Origin of the sequence: Candidatus Planktophila lacus (genome assembly GCF_002288325.1) — a bacterium.
Lineage (GTDB): Bacteria > Actinomycetota > Actinomycetes > Nanopelagicales > Nanopelagicaceae > Planktophila > Planktophila lacus.
This window is the reverse complement of record NZ_CP016780.1, coordinates 1355460-1372800: the sequence shown is the minus strand read 5'-3', so window position 1 is coordinate 1372800 and position 17341 is coordinate 1355460. Positions and strand designations below refer to the sequence as shown.

The 17341-nt window shown below is 47.0% G+C and carries 17 protein-coding genes; 12 read left to right on the top strand and 5 right to left on the bottom strand.

Translation table 11 applies throughout. From position 1 onward, the window contains the following. The first annotated feature begins 30 nt into the window (after positions 1-30). Positions 31-1476, top strand: coding sequence for a CCA tRNA nucleotidyltransferase (locus tag A1sIIB106_RS07015; RefSeq protein ID WP_095677807.1), 1446 nt, complete (start codon positions 31-33; stop codon positions 1474-1476). On the opposite strand, the gene A1sIIB106_RS07010 is transcribed toward A1sIIB106_RS07015, so the two are convergent. After that, positions 1435-2712 (bottom strand): MFS transporter, encoded by a 1278-nt coding sequence (locus tag A1sIIB106_RS07010; protein ID WP_095677806.1) that lies wholly within the window; start codon positions 2710-2712, stop codon positions 1435-1437. The genes A1sIIB106_RS07015 and A1sIIB106_RS07010 overlap by 42 nt on opposite strands. A 53-nt stretch (positions 2713-2765) precedes the next feature. Here A1sIIB106_RS07010 and A1sIIB106_RS07005 point away from each other — a divergent pair, with 53 nt between their 5' ends. The 7 genes from A1sIIB106_RS07005 to rplI all read left to right on the top strand — a co-directional run bounded on the left by A1sIIB106_RS07005 (position 2766) and on the right by rplI (position 8163). Next, positions 2766-3179: a DUF5318 family protein gene (locus A1sIIB106_RS07005; RefSeq protein ID WP_190276882.1), complete on the top strand. Its 414-nt coding sequence runs from the start codon at positions 2766-2768 to the stop codon at positions 3177-3179. Between the two features lie 9 nt (positions 3180-3188). Continuing rightward, positions 3189-5099 (top strand): transglycosylase domain-containing protein, encoded by a 1911-nt coding sequence (locus A1sIIB106_RS07000; protein ID WP_095677805.1) that lies wholly within the window; start codon positions 3189-3191, stop codon positions 5097-5099. 3 nt (positions 5100-5102) lie between these two features. Further along, a complete protein-coding gene (locus tag A1sIIB106_RS06995; protein WP_095677804.1) occupies positions 5103-6320 on the top strand; it encodes a glycosyltransferase family 87 protein in 1218 nt (405 codons plus the stop codon). A gap of 104 nt (positions 6321-6424) precedes the next feature. Next, positions 6425-6709: a 30S ribosomal protein S6 gene (gene rpsF / locus A1sIIB106_RS06990; protein ID WP_095671751.1), complete on the top strand. Its 285-nt coding sequence runs from the start codon at positions 6425-6427 to the stop codon at positions 6707-6709. Positions 6710-6816: 107 nt separating this feature from the next. Then, entirely contained in the window at positions 6817-7326 is a 510-nt protein-coding gene (locus A1sIIB106_RS06985; RefSeq protein ID WP_095677803.1) for a single-stranded DNA-binding protein, read from the top strand. Between the two features lie 85 nt (positions 7327-7411). Then, the gene (rpsR, locus tag A1sIIB106_RS06980) at positions 7412-7699 is read left to right on the top strand and encodes a 30S ribosomal protein S18 (protein WP_095526666.1); all 288 of its coding nucleotides are present in this window, start codon (positions 7412-7414) and stop codon (positions 7697-7699) included. A 14-nt stretch (positions 7700-7713) separates the two neighbouring features. Further along, complete coding sequence (rplI, locus tag A1sIIB106_RS06975) at positions 7714-8163, top strand: 50S ribosomal protein L9 (RefSeq protein ID WP_095677802.1); 450 nt, start codon at positions 7714-7716, stop codon at positions 8161-8163. Between the two features lie 69 nt (positions 8164-8232). On the opposite strand, the gene A1sIIB106_RS06970 is transcribed toward rplI, so the two are convergent. Continuing rightward, the gene (locus A1sIIB106_RS06970) at positions 8233-9204 is read right to left on the bottom strand and encodes a magnesium and cobalt transport protein CorA (RefSeq protein ID WP_095677801.1); all 972 of its coding nucleotides are present in this window, start codon (positions 9202-9204) and stop codon (positions 8233-8235) included. 270 nt (positions 9205-9474) lie between these two features. Between A1sIIB106_RS06970 and dnaB the strand changes: the two genes are divergently transcribed. Continuing rightward, a complete protein-coding gene (gene dnaB / locus A1sIIB106_RS06965) occupies positions 9475-10914 on the top strand; it encodes a replicative DNA helicase (RefSeq protein WP_095677800.1) in 1440 nt (479 codons plus the stop codon). Positions 10915-10916: 2 nt separating this feature from the next. On the opposite strand, the gene A1sIIB106_RS06960 is transcribed toward dnaB, so the two are convergent. Together A1sIIB106_RS06960 and A1sIIB106_RS06955 are read right to left on the bottom strand one after the other, a co-directional pair. Next, complete coding sequence (locus A1sIIB106_RS06960; protein WP_095677799.1) at positions 10917-11837, bottom strand: DMT family transporter; 921 nt, start codon at positions 11835-11837, stop codon at positions 10917-10919. 49 nt (positions 11838-11886) lie between these two features. Further along, positions 11887-13713: an acyl-CoA dehydrogenase gene (locus A1sIIB106_RS06955; protein WP_095677798.1), complete on the bottom strand. Its 1827-nt coding sequence runs from the start codon at positions 13711-13713 to the stop codon at positions 11887-11889. Between the two features lie 78 nt (positions 13714-13791). Here A1sIIB106_RS06955 and dcd point away from each other — a divergent pair, with 78 nt between their 5' ends. The 3 genes from dcd to A1sIIB106_RS06940 are packed head-to-tail and all read left to right on the top strand — an operon-like array spanning position 13792 to position 15895. Then, on the top strand, positions 13792-14370 hold the full coding sequence (gene dcd / locus A1sIIB106_RS06950; RefSeq protein ID WP_095671745.1) for a dCTP deaminase: 579 nt from the start codon (positions 13792-13794) through the stop codon (positions 14368-14370). Positions 14371-14425: 55 nt separating this feature from the next. Beyond that, a complete protein-coding gene (locus tag A1sIIB106_RS06945; protein ID WP_095677797.1) occupies positions 14426-14977 on the top strand; it encodes a LemA family protein in 552 nt (183 codons plus the stop codon). Positions 14978-14983: 6 nt separating this feature from the next. Continuing rightward, on the top strand, positions 14984-15895 hold the full coding sequence (locus A1sIIB106_RS06940; RefSeq protein ID WP_095677796.1) for a M48 family metalloprotease: 912 nt from the start codon (positions 14984-14986) through the stop codon (positions 15893-15895). On the opposite strand, the gene A1sIIB106_RS06935 is transcribed toward A1sIIB106_RS06940, so the two are convergent. Then, positions 15892-17340, bottom strand: a complete 1449-nt coding sequence (locus tag A1sIIB106_RS06935) for a sensor histidine kinase (RefSeq protein ID WP_095677795.1) — start codon at positions 17338-17340, stop codon at positions 15892-15894. The two genes, A1sIIB106_RS06940 and A1sIIB106_RS06935, sit on opposite strands and share 4 nt — an antisense overlap. Position 17341 lies beyond the last annotated feature (1 nt).

Below are 17341 nucleotides of genomic sequence, written 5' to 3'. Positions count from 1 at the left end.
GACCAAGGGTACTGCTCTAATCTTGGTCTTGTGACGAGTGCATTAGGAGCCGCGGGAGAAGTTGCGATCGCCTCGCTCATTAAACGGGCACCACTGGCAAGTTCACTCGCCCAAAGTTTTGCCGCCCAAGGATTTCGCTTGGCTTTAGTTGGCGGACCAGTTCGCGATGCGCTGCTTGGCCGACTTGGAAATGATTTAGATTTCACAACCGATGCGCGACCAGAAGTTACAAAGAAAATTCTGCAAGGTTGGGCGGAAAACGTTTGGGATACCGGAATTGAATTCGGAACTGTTGCTGGAAAACGCGGTGACACAACTGTTGAAGTTACAACTTACCGAACTGAAAGTTACGATCCCGATAGTCGCAAACCTGAAGTTGAGTACGGTGATTCAATCGAAGGTGATTTATCACGACGTGATTTCACAGTTAACTCAATGGCGCTAGAGCTAACCACAAAAACTCCTGAATTTATCGATCCCTTTAATGGCTTGGAAGATTTAGCGAAGAGAGTTTTACGCACACCAGCAAAGGCGGAAAACTCTTTCTCTGATGATCCACTGCGCATGATGCGCGCTGCGCGATTTGCTAGCCAACTAGATTTCGAAATTGCACCCGATGTTCTGCAGGCGATAAAAGATATGGCTGGAAGAATCTCAATAATTTCAGCCGAACGCATTCGCGATGAATTTACAAAAATGTTAATGTCAAAGAACCCGCGAACCGGAATTACAATTTTAGTTGAAACGGGCCTTGCTGAAATAGTTCTTCCAGAAATTCCTAAACTCCGCCTCGAAATTGATGAACACCACCACCACAAAGATGTTTACGAGCATTCAATAACCGTTCTAGAGCAGGCGATTTCTCATGAAGATCGCCTAGGTGGTCCTAATTTAATTATTCGCCTGGCAGCGCTACTTCACGACATTGGTAAACCAAAGACGCGTAATTTAATTCCAGGTGGAGGAGTGTCCTTTCATCACCATGAAATTGTTGGCGCACGTCTTACCAAGTCCAGGTTGAAAGCGTTGCGCTTTGACGGTGACACGATTGAACAAGTTGAAACCTTAGTAGCGCTACACCTGCGTTTCCATGGCTACGGAGATGGCGAATGGACTGATTCTGCAGTGCGCCGTTATGTGCGCGATGCAGGGGATTTACTGGTTCATTTACATGTTTTAACTCGCGCTGATTGCACAACACGTAATGCGAAGAAGGCAGAGCGCTTAGCCAAGACATATGACGGGCTCGAAGCACGTATCGCTAAGTTAATGGAAGAAGAAGAACTTTCTAAGATCCGACCAGATTTAGATGGCGCGCAAGTTATGAAGTTACTTAATATCAAACCATCTGCTGCAGTTGGTAAAGCTTTGGATTACCTACTTGAGTTGCGCCTTGAGCATGGCCCGCTGGGTGAAGAACGCGCTACTGAAGAACTACTTAACTGGTGGAGCAAAGAAAACCCCACTGCGAAGTAGGCGAAGCCCGGCGATTAAATAAATCGTTGAGACGATTAGCGGCACTAGATAACTATCTCCAGTATTAGGTAGAAGCAGTGCTGCAATAACAGCGCCTGAAACAATTGCGCCATTTACGACAACGTCATAAACAGAGAAGACGCGACCGCGATAAATATCATCGATCTTTGATTGAACTAGAGCATCATTGGTAACTTTTAAACTCTGCCCAAATAACGCGGTCACAAAGGCTGCGCAGATCAAAGTTAGGGGTGTTCGCACAAATAAGATGAATAATGGGCCACAAGTGCTGGCAATTAACGAAAATCTCATCCAACGATGGCGCCCAACGCGGCGAACTCCGTAAGGTGCGGCCACTGCGCCAACAACGAAACCGATTGCTGCAATAGATAAGGTAAAACTAAGTCCTGCCAACCCCGCTTCATTATCGACCGGATCATTAAAGGTATTTCGCTCTAATAGAAGAGCGATCAGGGTCAAGGCAGTTATTCCGCCGCGATGAATTGCAATCGCACCAATACCGCGCGCCGCATCCATATGTTGGCGAAGAAAACGGACACCTTCGCGCATTTCAATTAAGCCTTGGGTAAAGCTTGCGTTCTTTATCTCGTGATCTAACGGGCCAATCTCTTTTCGCTTTAACAACGAAGCAAAGAGCGCTGCCAATAAATAACCCACCGCCGCCACCAAAATAATGACGCCGTCTGCCTTATCTGCGGTGGTTGTCTCATTAATTAATCGGCGCAAACCAAGGCCAATTCCGCCGCCTAGAACTACCCAAACTGAACCACCAGTCACAGCAAGAGCGTTGGCGCTAATGAGAGATTTACTTTCAATCATCAGCGGAATACCTGCAGAGAGTCCGGCAAGAATTAAACGATTAACTCCAAAAGCAACGAGAACAAAGACGGTCATCTCAATACCGGTTCGCCCTTGAAATATCAGAAGCGAGATAATCGATAAAGTCGCTGCTCTAGTTAAGTTGGCAAACATGATCGCTCGTTGTCTGGAAACGCGATCCAAAATCGTTCCGACAAATGGACCAATTAAAGAATATGGAAGAAGAACCACAGCAAATGCTAAGGCGGCGTTAAGTGCATTTGCTTGGCGCTCTGGTGAAAATAAAACGAATGAGGCTAAGGCGCTCTGGAATATTCCATCGGTCATCTGACCTGTCCAGCGTAGGCGGAGTAACCGAGAGAATTTGCGATCGGTCAAAATCTGCCAGACGTTCATAGTTAAAGGGTAGTCGCGCAAAGCCTGCAAAAGAGGTTTATCCTTCTCTCATTATGAAATCCAAGCGTGCGTTCATTGATTATTCACTTGATAAGCGCGCCACTTTATTGGCGCTCTTTCGCGGAGTAGTTGATGCCTGTGATGCTGACCCTTATTTGATGCGCGCCGCTAAATATCACGGTGAGAAAGCGCAACGAAAATGTCCAGTCTGTAAAAAAGAATCGCTAGTTGAACTTCGTTATACGTTTGGTGATCAACTCGGACAATTCTCAGGTCGCATTAAGACTGAGGTTGAGTTGTTGGAAATGGAGAAAGAGTTCGGGGAGTTTGCCGTTTATACCGTTGAAGTCTGCCGTGAATGCTCTTGGAACCATCTCTGCTCTTCATACCTATTAGGCGATGGAAGTGAGCGAAAGCCACCCCGTCGCGTACGCACCTTGGAAGATGAAGATTGGGTTAAAGGGTAACCTTAAGAAATGATCCGCAGAAAACTTATCCGCGCCGGTATTTTCTTAGCCGGCTTTGGTTTTATCGCTGGATCAACGCTATTCGCATTTGCTTGGTTTACCGTTTCAATTCCAGATCCGAATGCATATGTAAATAGCCAATCAACAATTATTCAATATTCAAACGGTCAAGAGATTGGGCGCATCGGATCTCAAAATCGCCAGATCTTGCCGCTTGCCAAAATTCCTCTGGATCTACGCAATGCAGTTCTAGCTGCCGAAGATCGAAACTTTTATTCAAATAAAGCATTTAGCATCACTGGTATTACGCGCGCACTACTTAACAACTTACGCTCCGGTAATTTAAATGGTGAAGGCGGATCAACGATCACCCAGCAGTACGCTAAAACCGCCTTTCTCTCTCCCAGCCGAACGATCCAAAGAAAGATCAAAGAGCTAGTTATCTCTTTGAAGTTGGAGAATTCTCTATCGAAAGATCAGATTCTCGAAAATTATTTAAATACTATTTACTTCGGCCGCGGTTCCTATGGCGTGCAGACCGCATCGCAGCAGTATTTCAATCGCAACGCAAACCAACTCAACTTATCTCAGATGGCGGTGATCGCAAGTATTTTGCGCTCTCCTGGTTATTACGACCCGTCACTGTCTAAAGAGAATGGCGTACGTTTAGAGAACCGATTTAAATATGTAATTGACGGCATGTTAGAACGCGAATGGATTACAGCCGAAGATGCCGCTAAAGCGAAATTCCCAACCGTTATCCCGCGTACCAAAACTGGACAATTGAGTGGACCTAAGGGACATATCGTCGCCGCAGTTCAAAAAGAGATGGGCAAGTTAGGTTTTACCGAAGACCAATTACTTGTTGGTGGTCTAGTAATCAAAACAACTATCGATCAGCGCGCACAGCAATCAGCCGTTGATGCGGTAACTAAGTTCTATCCCAAGAAAGCGCCAGATAATTTAAGAATTGGTTTAGCTGCGATCCGTCCCGGAACGGGCGAGATAGTTGCAATGTTTGGCGGCCGCGATTATTTGGAACGCCAATTAAACGATGCCACCCAGTCAATTGCGCTAGCCGGCTCTACTTTTAAGCCCTTCGCACTTATCGCTGCCCTTGAAGCCGGTATTCCACTTACTTCAATGTGGAACGGTGATTCACCACAAATATTTGATGATTTAGGAAAGCCATATGAAGTTTCAAATTATGGAAATGAAGGCTGGGGCCAGATAGATCTTCTGCAGGCAACTAAACACTCAATCAACACCATCTATGTTCCACTTGGACAAAAAGCTGGTCTAGATAAAGTTGTCGACGCCGCACGTCGCGCCGGAATTCCAGAATCAGTCGCGATGGTGCCAGCACCGTCTGTTTCACTCGGTGTTGCAAGCCCACACGTAATCGATGTTGCAAATGCCTATGCCACATTTGCTGCCCAAGGTGTTTATGCAAAGCCGTATCTGATCACATCAGTTACAGGACCAAATAAGGGCCTGCTCTATGAAGGAACAATGCAGACCCAGGAAGTCTTCTCTAAAGATGTAATGGCTGATTTAACTTATGCTCTAAAGAGCGTTGTAAATGGTGGAACAGGTTCAGCTGCTCTTGCACTCGGTCGTCCAGCGGCTGGAAAGACCGGAACTAGCCAGTCAAATGCATCAGCATGGTTTAGCGCCTATACACCGCAGCTTGCGGCATCAGTTGCGCTCTTCCGCGACAGCGCATCTGAATCGCTAAACGGAATCGGTGGACTGACATCTGTTACAGGTGGAACTTTCCCAGCGCGAATCTGGACTGCATTTATGAAGGGCGCGCTAAGAGGCCAACCTGAGATGAGCTTTCCGGCGCCAGCAAATATTGGTGGACTTGATCCAATAGTGATGACCAGTGGCGGCGTTCAGGTAAGAAAAGAAGACTAATCCGTGCGCACAAGTGCACGCGCATTAATTGCGCTAGCAATACTTGCTTCACTATTAAGTTTCGCAAAATTTAGCCCCTGCATATCAACTGACTGGCAAACACCGGGCCAATATGTTCACGCCTGTTACTCCGATCTTCCAGCCTTATACGGTGAAAGAGGCTTAAATAAAGGCGAATGGGCCTATGGCAACGGCGATGCTTCTGTTGAATATCCAGTCGTAACCGGTGCGATTATGTGGGCAGTTGCAAAAATAGTTCCAACAGACGATAACGCACTGCAAAATTATTTCTTTGCAAATATCTTTTTTCTAGCCCTGCTCTTTATCTTCATCTCGCTAATTGTCGCGAAGATGCGCCCTGAGTTTGCTTACTTAACTCCACTTGCGCCAGCTGCAATTGCTTCGCTTTACATTAACTGGGATCTCTGGGCAATTATCTCGATGTTAGGTGCGATCTATTGGTTTGATAGAAAGAAATTAGATTTAAGTGCACTTGCACTTGGTCTTTCAATTTCGACAAAGTTCATGCCGATTTTCTTATTGCTTCCGATAGCATTTATCTTCTTACGACGCAATCAAATTTCTGTAGCAGTACGTTACTTAGTAATCACAGTTGCAATATTTGCGGCAATCAATTTGCCGGTTTACTTAACAACCCCTGAAGGTTGGCTACGTTTCTATCAATTAAATCTTTCACGCGGCTCGGATTGGGGATCGCTTTGGTATGCCTTCACTGCACTAGGTCTAAACCTGGCAAACCTTAACTACCTTTCAATTTTGGTTTTACTGGCAGCATTTGCGGCAATCACGATTTACATTCTCGAACTTCGCACCATTCCATCACTTGCTTCCCTTAGCTTCATTGTTCTCGCATCTGTGATGGTGGCGAGCAAGGTTTATTCACCACAATATGTTTTATGGCTAACCCCACTTGCGGTGATTGCGCTAATTGATAAACGAGATTTACATGCCTTCTGGATCTGGCAAGGCGCTGAAGTTATCTATCACGTTGCCATTTGGCAGCACTTGGCGACAGTCACCGGCGCAAAATTTGGTCTGCCGCTTTATGGCTACGCGTTAATTACTTTGCTGCGAATTGCCGCCACCATTTACTTAATCGCGATCTTCGTGCGTCGCGGCCTGGCCGGTGGCACCCAGGGGCCTGCCGCCCACAGATCCCTGCGTGAATTTCTCTTTGAAAGCGGCAACGCGTACCCTTAAGCCTTCAGCGTGAGGCTCCCATCGGGGGCTAAACAAAGAAGCACTAACCCTCCTGTCACGGAAATACCGTGGCCGTCTTAGTCCAGAGGAGGTCGGGTTAACGCATGCGTCACTATGAATTAATGGTCATTCTTGATCCAGAACTTGAAGAACGCACAGTCACACCAAGCCTTGAGACATATCTCAAGATCATCAAAGATAGCGGTGGCACAGTAAACAAGCTTGACCTTTGGGGCAAGCGCCGTATGTCTTTTGAAATTCTGAAAAAAGGCGAAGGTATCTACGCAGTCATCGATATGAATTGCGAACCAGCAGCAATCAAAGAGTTGGATCGCCAACTTAATTTGAATGAATCTGTACTCCGTACAAAGGTTATGCGTCCCGAGTAATCCACAGTTAGGGAGCGTCGCTCCTTAATTGTCACTCGTTGACGATAATTTAAAGCAAGGACTCCACCAGTAGATAAGTCTCAGAGAACTGAGAGAAGAGGTAAAAAATGGCAGCAGGAGATACAACAATCACAATGATCGGCAACCTAGTTGACGATCCCGAGCTTCGTTTCACACCATCAGGTGCGGCCGTCGCAAAATTTCGCGTTGCCTCAACACCTCGTTATCTAGATAAGACAACTAACGAATGGAAAGATGGCGAGAGCCTCTTCCTTCAATGTCAGATCTGGCGTCAAGCTGCTGAGAACGTTGCAGAGTCGTTAACAAAGGGAATGCGCGTCATTCTCTCTGGTCGACTAAAGCAGCGTTCATATGAAACTAAAGAAGGTGAAAAGCGCACTGTTTTTGAGGTAGAAGTTGATGAAGTTGGTCCATCACTACGTAACGCAACTGCAAAGGTGGTTCGTGCACAACGCGCAGGCGGAACAAGTGGCGGATTCTCTGCACCAGCTGCAACCGGCGGAGAGTCATTTAATGACGACCCATGGGCTGCTGCTTCAACAAGCAATACAGGCGGAGGATGGGCAACCACAACCTCTGAAGAACCACCCTTCTAAAGTAAAAAAGGCTAGTTAAGCCTTATAAACCAGTCCATCCATTCCTAGCTTAAACACCTAGGGCCCACTTAAAAGGAGCACCACAATGGGAGCAAGAAATAACCGGAACCTCAAGGAACCGAAAAATAAGGGCGCAAAAGCTGCAGCCCTAAATAAGAAGTTCAAGAAGAAGCCTTGCAGCTTCTGCCGCGACAAGGTGACATATATCGATTACAAAGATATCGCCACACTTCGCAAGTACATTTCCGATCGCGGCAAAATCCGCGCTCGTCGCGTCACTGGCGCATGCACACAACACCAACGCTCGGTCGCAACAGCTGTCAAGAACAGCCGTGAAGTTGCGCTCTTGCCTTACACATCGACAGCTCGCTAAGGGGGAATGAGAATATGAAACTTATCCTTACTCGCGAAGTTACAAAGCTCGGTTCAGCCGGCGATGTAGTAACTGTCAAAGATGGCTACGCACGCAACTTCTTGTTGCCACGTGGCGTTGCAATCGCATGGTCACTTGGTGGCGAAAAGCAGATCGAAGGAATCCGTCGCGCTCGCGCTGCACGTGAAGTCCGCGATATCGATCACGCTAAAGAGATCAAGGCATCACTTGAAAAGGCAGCAGTTACAGTTTCAGTTAAAGCTGGAACAGCTGGCCGCCTATTCGGTTCTGTCACAGATAAAGACATCGCAGCAGCTATCAAGGCAGCAGCAGGCGTCGATATCGACCGTCACAGCATCAAGACTGCTGGACATATCAAGAAGGCTGGCGAGCACACAGTTAAGGTCTCACTTGCACATTCAGTTGTTGCAACAGTGACCGTAAAGGTTGTCGCTGCCAAGTAATTTCTTGGTTGTAATTGATTAAGTAAAACCCCGGCCGTTAATTCGGTCGGGGTTTTTTCTTTAGAAAAACTAGAGCCAACCGGATTTTTTAAACTTGCGATACAAGAGCCCAGTTAAAAGTACGAGAGACCCAAGGACCAACGGATAGCCAAATTTCCAGCGTAATTCAGGCATTACATCAAAGTTCATGCCATAAATACCAGCGACCATTGTTGGGACCGATGCTAAAGCTACGTAAGAAGTAATCTTTCGCATATCTGCATTTTGTTGCACTTGAACTTGCGCTAAATCTGCCTGTAGCGCAGATGCAAGCAATGAATCCAATCCAGCAGCGGCATCAGATGCGCGCGCAAGGTGATCAAGAGTGTCGCGGAAAAACGGCGTTAGCGATTCAGGAATATTACGTGCGCCCACACTTGCAATGTGTTGTAGCGGCGAAAGAAGCGGATCAATCGCATGACGGAATTCGATAATTTCTCGCTTTAGCAGGTAAATATCTCGCGATACCGTTTTGGAAGTTCCGCTAAATACTTTCTGCTCCACTCCAACCACGTCATTTTCTAATTCAATAGAAATATCAATATAACAATCGATAACATGATCGAGAATTGCATGCATAACTGCGTAAGGGCCTTTGGCCAACTGCTCAGGATTACTTTCGAGGGCATGGCGCGTATTAACAAGTGGTGCACCATTTCCGTGGCGAACAACGACGATGAAGTAATCTCCGATGAAACAGAAGATTTCACCAGTTGAGACTTGACTACTACTCTCGTCATAAAATGCGGTTTTTAAAACAAACGCTTGCACTCCCGGATACTCTTCAAATTTTGGGCGTTGATGAGCGGTGATTGCATCTTCGACTGCTAAAGGATGGAATCTAAAATCTCCTACTATTTTCTCAAATTCATTTGGGGTTGGCTCAGCTAGCCCCAACCAGATAAAACCTTCGCCATTGCGCGCTTTACTAATTAACTCAGGGAGATTAGAAGGTTCTTTGTAGCGAACTCCATTTTGATACAAGGCGTAGTCAACGATCATGCGAGAAGTCTCCAGTATTTAGATGAATAAATGGTTATTGCCAGAAAGTCTCACTGGTTGAGAAGTGAGAATTTACTTTCATGCACAGCCTCAAGTGAACGCTGCCCCTTCCTGACCTGCGCTTTCCTTGAAAAGATTGAAAAAGAGAATAGTTACCCACACCCTGCACACAGGGATTTACACAGGAAAAGGCGCTTATCCACTCCTTTATGCACAGCCTTATCCCCAGGTGCCTTCGCTTTTGTCAGTGCAAGGTGGGAAGTTACACCCGTGAGCATCGCCGAACTACCTAACAATTCATCGCGAGCCAACGCCTCATATAACAACGTTGGCGCCGAGTTCGAGCGCACACCGCCACAAGATTTAATCGCAGAACAATCTGTTCTCGGCGGAATGCTCTTATCAAAAGATGCAATAGCAGATGTGCTCGAAATTTTACGCGAACGCGATTTCTATCGCCCGGCACACGAGTTAATTTACGATGCAATTCTCGATCTCTATGGTCGCGGCGAACCAGCGGACGCGGTCACAGTTTCTGCAGAGCTCACAAAGCGCGGCGACATTGCACGCGCAGGTGGTGCACCTTACCTACACACTTTAATTTCATCTGTTCCAACTGCCGCCAATGCAAGTTACTACGCAAAGATTGTTCGCGAACACGCGATCATGCGCCGCCTTGTTGAAGCCGGCACCAAGATTGTGCAACTCGGCTACAACGTCGAAGGTGAAGTCGATGACGCTGTTGATCAAGCGCAAGCCGAAGTTTATGCAGTTACCGAACGCCGCACCTCAGAAGATTATGTACAACTTGCAACGCTGCTACCTGAAGCCCTCGATGAGATCGAAGCGATTCAAAAAGGAACAGGCATTGAAGGAGTTAAATCTGGTTTCCGCGATCTAGATCTCTTAACGCACGGCTTCCATCCCGGCAACATGATTATCTTGGCGGCTCGTCCTGCAGTTGGTAAATCAACTCTCGGCCTTGATATTGCACGACATGCATCAATCCACGACGGCAAAACATCAGTTATTTTCTCGCTCGAAATGTCGCGCTCTGAAATCACAATGCGTATGTTGTCTGCTGAAGCGCGAGTTGGTTTAAATAATATTCGCGCCGGTCAGTTAAGCGATGAAGAATGGTCGAAGCTTGCGCGCCGTATGGGAGAAATCTCTGCCGCACCTCTATTTATCGATGACTCTCCAAACCTTTCGATGATGGAGATCCGCGCTAAAGCCCGCCGTTTAAAGCAGCGCCACGACCTCAAGTTAATTGTTATCGACTACTTGCAGTTGATGACTAGCGGCAAGCGCGTAGAAAACCGTCAGCAAGAAGTATCTGAATTTTCTCGCCACCTAAAACTTATGGCTAAAGAGTTAAACGTTCCGGTTATCGCGATCTCACAGCTCAACCGTTCACCGGAACAGCGTTCAGATAAGAAGCCAATGCTTTCAGACCTTCGCGAATCTGGTTCGATCGAACAAGATGCCGACGTAGTTATCTTGCTCCACCGCGATGATATGTATGACTCTCAAAACCGATCAGGTGAAGCAGATCTAATCGTTGCTAAGCACCGTAACGGTCAGACCAAGACGATCACCGTTGCTGCGCAACTTCACTTTGCGCGCTTTGCAGATATGGCGCCGAGTGCCGGTGCAGGTCGCGACTTCACTGCACAGCAAGAACCACAAGATGGCGCTTGGAACGAATAAAGTTATTTAGCGTTTGTCTTTGCTCGATCTGCAATATAGATACCGATTAATACAATAAGCCCGCCAAATAATTGAATCGCTGTCCATGATTGCGATAACCAGATCCAAGCAAATGCTCCAGCCAAAACTGGTTCAAGCATTCCGATAACGCTAGATGTTGAAGCACTTAGCCTGCGAATTCCACCAACCACAAATAGGTACGGAACCAAGGTTCCAAAAACAATTACGTAGGCGATCAATAACCAACCTGGTGCGCTGTAGCCACTAAAGCGCCCCTGCAAATTAATCTCTGTTGTAAAAATCGCTGTCGGAAAATTCCAGATCGGCAGCACTAAAGACCAGAAAAGCCCTGCGACTCCCATTCCCCAAACAACCATCGCTTGCGCAGAACGTTTTGTGCCTTGCGATTGGCTCATTAAGAAGTAAACGGCCAAAGCCAACGCGGCGCCAAGGGCGCCAAAAGATCCGATTAAGTCGAATGAGAATCCTTGCCAAACTTTTGCAACCAGAATTAACCCAAGTAATGAAAGTGCAATTGCCACCCACATATCTTTAGCAACGACTGATTTACGAACAAATTTGATCCAGAGAACGATCCATATTGGTGCGGTAAATTCGATAATCAGCACCAAGCTAAGCGGAACTCCGCGAGAAATGCCGATGAAGTAACCGAGCTGCACCATCGCGTAGCCAAAAACGCCATAGAAGAGCAAGGTTGGGATTTCACGGCGTTCGGCCTTTAGGGAATTTCGATCCTGAATAAAGGTAATAAGAAAGAGGAGGAAGAAGGTTCCAAGTGCGCGCACTTGGGCCAGGCGGAAGGTGGTCATATGGTCGAGGACCAAGGTGACAACTACCCCGTTCATGGAGAAGAAGATCGCACCTATTACTAGGTAGAACTCGCCCCGATGCTTATTTAGCATTGGGTGAGCCTATCTTAAGTTAGATATACGCCTAATTAGCAAAAGTTATTTAAAAGGCGTTTTCAGAGATTTCCATGATTGAACTATCGGTGGCCTCAACGATCTTACGATCAGCGGTGATATGTGGCAGGTAATTTGTCACAAAGAACTTAGCTGATGCGATCTTGCCGGTGTAGAAATCGGCATCCTTTGCAGATGCGCTCGGCAAACGCTCAGCAGCGATATCTGCTTGGCGTAGTAATAACCAAGAAGTGATGATGTCGCCAACTGCCATCAATACACGCGATGTATTTAAACCAACTTTATAAATCTCTGGCGCAGATTCTTGTGATGCCATGGCATGTCCAACAAGAACGCCGACCATGCCATTTAGATCACCGAGAGCCTTGAGAAGCGCTTGCTTCTCTTCAGCATGTGCACCGCCTGCTTCAGCAAATGTTTGGATCTCTTTTCCAAGAAGGCCAAGTGCTTTTCCGCCATCTTTAACAACTTTACGGAAGAAGAAATCAAGACCCTGAATTGCAGTTGTGCCTTCATACAAAGTATCGATCTTGGCATCGCGAACATATTGTTCTAGCGGCCAATCTTGCGTAAATCCTGCGCCACCAAATGTTTGTAGCGATTCAGTACCAAGAAGTGTCCAAGATTTTTCAGAGCCGTAACCCTTAACAACTGGCAGCAAGAGATCATTAAGCGCTTCCATTGTCTTAACTTTTGCCTCATCGCCAGCTGCGCGAGCAAGTTCAATCTCATCTTGAATAGTTGCGGTGTATAGAACTAGTGCGCGCATACCTTCGGAGTATGACTTCTGCACCATCAGCGAACGACGCACATCTGGGTGATGGATAATCGTTACGCGCGGGCTCGCCTTATCGTTCATAACCTTCATATCCCCGCCTTGTACGCGGGTTTTCGCATAGCTAAGTGCTTGCTGATATCCAGCGGATAAAGTCGCGATCGCCTTTGTACCAACCATCATGCGCGCAAATTCAATTACCTTAAACATCTGCGCGATACCTTCGTGGACTTCACCTAACAAATAACCTACTGCTGGCTCTTTCTCGCCGAGGTTTACTTCGCATGTAGCGGAGACGTTTAGACCCATCTTGTTTTCAAGTGAGGTTACAAAAACGCCGTTACGCTTTCCGAGATCACCGGTCTTGAGATCAAACATAAATTTAGGAATTAAGAAGAGTGACAACCCCTTAGTTCCTGGTCCGCCACCTTCGCGGCGAGCAAGAACGAAGTGCATAACGTTCTCGTAGAAGTCTGCATCACCTGATGTGATGTAGCGCTTTGTGCCGGTGATATGCCAAGTTCCATCAGGTTGTTGCACCGCCTTGCTGCGACCTGCACCAACATCTGAACCAGCATCTGGTTCTGTTAACTGCATCGTTGCGCCCCAGTGGCGATCAACCATCAACTTCGCCATCTGCTTCTGATCTTCGGTGCCCAAAACATATGCAACTTGTGCAAATGCATAACCAGATGCATAAATGTGAATCGCAGGGTTTGAACCTAAAACCATTTCGGCGATCGCCCAACGAACTGCAGCCGGAACTTTTGTTCCGCCTAAATCAACCGGCGCATCAAGACGCCACCATTCACCATCAATATAAGCTTTATAAGATTTTTTAAAACTTTCTGGAAGTGTGACATTTCCAGTTTCTTTATTGAGAATCGCACCAACGCGATCGCCTTCAACGAAAGATTCAGCGAGATCGTTCTCGGTTAAGCGCTTCATCTCTTCCAACATCCCCATCGCAGTTTCGCGATCGAGTTCGCTAAAGATGGAAGTCCCCAGCACCTTCTCGGTTTGGAAGAGGTCAAAGAGGCAGAATTCGATATCGCGCAGGTTGGCGTTGTAATGGCTCATGGGCAAATAATGCTACCCACCAGTAACTTACGCAAGCCCTAACTAAGCGTTTCTACCGCGGTCAGATAGGCTCACGCCGTGCTTCTAAGTGATCGCGATATCCGCTCTGAAATCAACGCCGGCCGCGTCGCCGTCGAACCATTTGAAGAGGCGATGATCCAACCTTCATCGGTTGATGTCCGCCTCGATAAATTCTTCCGCGTCTTTGAAAACCACAAGTACTCAGTTATCGATCCATCGATCGAACAAGCCGAGCTAACTCGCGAAGTCGTCGCCGAAGATGGCGAAGCATTTATCTTGCACCCAGGCGAATTCGTTCTCGCCAGCACCTACGAAATCATCACCTTGCCCGATGATATTGCCGGTCGCCTTGAAGGAAAATCTTCACTCGGCCGCCTTGGCTTGCTTACACATTCAACTGCTGGCTTTATCGATCCGGGATTTTCTGGACACATCACCCTTGAACTTTCCAACGTAGCAAATCTGCCGGTAAAGCTATTCCCAGGAATGAAGATCGGTCAGCTCTGTCTGATCAAACTCTCATCTCCTGCTGAGCATCCATACGGCAGTGCGAAATACGGCTCTAGATATCAGGGTCAACGCGGACCAACCGCAAGCCGCTCCTTCTTAAATTTCCACCAAAGCAAGATCAAGTAATCCACAATAAACTAGTAAAGGGAATACAACCTTTACTTAAGGGGTTGAATTAATTATGGAAATCATTATCGCGCTCGCAGTTGTTGGTCTTCTCGTACTTTTCTTCGTTGCTCAATACAACCGACTCATCCGCTTAAATATCAGCGTCGATGAATCATTTGCTCAGATCGAAGTGCAGTTAAAGCGCCGCTCTGACTTAATCCCAAATTTAGTTGAAACCGTAAAAGGTTATGCCGCGCACGAACAAGGCACCTTCGATGCCGTTGTTACAGCGCGCGCTAAGGCGACCACTGCTTCAACGGTTGCCGATGTTGCAGCCGCTGATGGAATGTTGACGCAAGCGCTCCGCGGATTGCTCGCAGTCGCTGAGGCTTACCCAGATCTCAAAGCATCATCAAACTTCTTATCTCTACAAGAAGAACTTTCAACAACTGAAAATAAAGTTGCTTTCTCACGTCAGTTCTATAACGACAACGTTCGCAACCTCAACACCGCTGTAAAAACCATCCCGACCAGCTTTTTCGCAGGTTTTGCAAAGGTTACAGAGCGCGAATTTTATGAAGTTACCGATCCTCAAGATCGCAACGTTCCAAAGGTAACTTTCTAAGAAACAATGGCAACAAACGATTTTCGCGCCCAACAGAGCACAAATAAAGGAAAGACTTATTTCCTTCTTGCCTCAATGGGTTTACTCACCGGTCTAGTTGCATATGCAGCGCTAACTTACTTCGGCGCCGGCACATCAACCTTCATGGTGCCACTTGCAGTTGGTATTTCACTGATCGGCGTATGGGGTTCGTATTACGGCTCAGATAAATTAGTTCTAAAGATGACTGGAGCTAAGTTAATTCAGCGCGAAGATAACCCCGAACTCTTTAACGTCATTGAAGAAGTTGTTATCGCAAGTGGACTACCAATGCCACAGGTTGCAATCGTGGTCGACACTGCGCCAAACGCTTTTGCAACAGGGCGCGATCCCGATCATGCGTTAATTGCATTTACAACTCGCATCTTGGAAGTTATGGATCGTGATGAACTGCAAGGCGTTATTGCGCACGAGATGGCGCACGTAGCAAACCGCGATACTTTAGTTTCTGCAGTTGCCGCAACTACTGCAGGTGCAATTGCGATCTTGAGCGATTTCTTAATGCGCATGATGTGGTTTGGTGGTGGTCGTCGCGATCGCGATAGCAACGCCAACCCAATCATGTTGGTAGTTTCACTATTCGTTTTAATCCTGGCGCCAATTGCGGCAACACTACTTAAGAGCGCAATTTCACGCCGTCGTGAATCACTCGCTGATGCCACTGCTGTTTCATTTACTCGCAACCCTGCCGGTCTTCGCAAAGCACTTGAAGTACTTGCGGCAGATTCAACGGTCGTGCAACAGAAATCAAATGCAGTTGCTCATATCTGGATTGAGTCACCGCTGGATGGCAAAGCAGTTTCCAAGATGTTCTCTACCCATCCGCCAATTGAAGAGCGCATTTCAACTCTGCGTGCGATGGAGTCGTTAGGAAACTAACTTCCTAACGGGAAGAAGAGGGTAAATGCAGCACCTTTTCCGACTTCGGATTGAACACTTACTTGGCCAGCATGGGCGCGCATAACCGCATCAACAATGGAAAGTCCTAAACCTGTTCCTTCACCATCGGTGCGAACACGCGAAGCATCAGCGCGATAGAAGCGCTCAAAGATTCGCGCTTGATCCGCATCCGTTAAACCAGGACCGTTATCCGCAATTCGAATACGAACTCCATCAATATCTTGCTTTAGTGAGACATCTATAACCGTTCCGGCAGGTGTGTGAGTACGCGCATTGGCAAGCAAGTTTGCGATAACTTGATGAATTCGATCCTTATCTCCAAGTGCGTAAATTTCTTCAGCTTGCTCATTAAAGTTGACGGTGTGATTTTGTCCGGCGGCGCGTGCAGATGCAACTGCATCGGAGACAATTTGTGTGAGGTTAATCGGATCTGATTTCATTTCCCGCGATTGATCAAGGCGAGCCAAGAGCAGTAGATCCTCTACAAGTGAACCCATCCGCTTAGATTCGTTCTCGATACGACCGATTAGCTCTTTCGTCTTCTCTTCACCAGTAACCGCTCCCTGACGATGGAGTTCGGCAAAGCCGCGGATAGCGGTAATCGGTGTGCGAAGTTCATGTGAAGCATCGGCCACAAAGCGGCGTAACTTACTTTCGCTCTCTAAACGCGCAGCGAAAGATTCCTCAATGCGCCCCAACATTGTATTTAGCGTACCGACCAAGCGCCCGACTTCAGTATTTGGTTTTACATCTGGAAGACGCGCAGTTAGATCTCCTTCAGCAATTCTTTCGGCTGTGGCTTCAACGTTTGCCAGTGGCTTAAGTCCAACGATAATCATCTTGCGAGAGGCGAGTGCGATAAAGAAGATCATGAATAAACCAATAAGAATAAAGAGACCTTGCAGGCGAGCGAGAATACGATCGATATCTTCAAATGAATGTGCGATTACTACATTTCCTAAACCAGAAGGAAGTGTTCGCAAAAGAACGCGGAAATCATGTTCGTCAGTTTCAATAGTGAACGGGCGATCTCCATTTTCAGAAGCTTTTTCAGGGGTAATTGCCGTTAAATAACTAGTTATCTCGGTGGCATTTAAATCTCCACCAATTTGGCCTAGAACTATTCCTGCAGGTCCAATCAAAGTGACTGAAGTTGAAGTTGGGATACTGCGCAGTGGCCGCATCTGCATTGAACGAGCTTCGTTGTCGCTGAAATCATCGTAATCAGATTCGATTCCCGCACGTTCTAGTCGCGGGATAGAACCACCAGCGACACTTAATAGTTCGTTATCTACCTCTTGAGTTAAGTAAGTTCGAAGTAGCGATTGAGCAGAGATATCTGACGCCACCACACCTAGTGTAGAAAGCAGAACAACACCTAAAGTCAGGCGGTTGAGCAGACTCCAACTAGAGAACGATGGCATT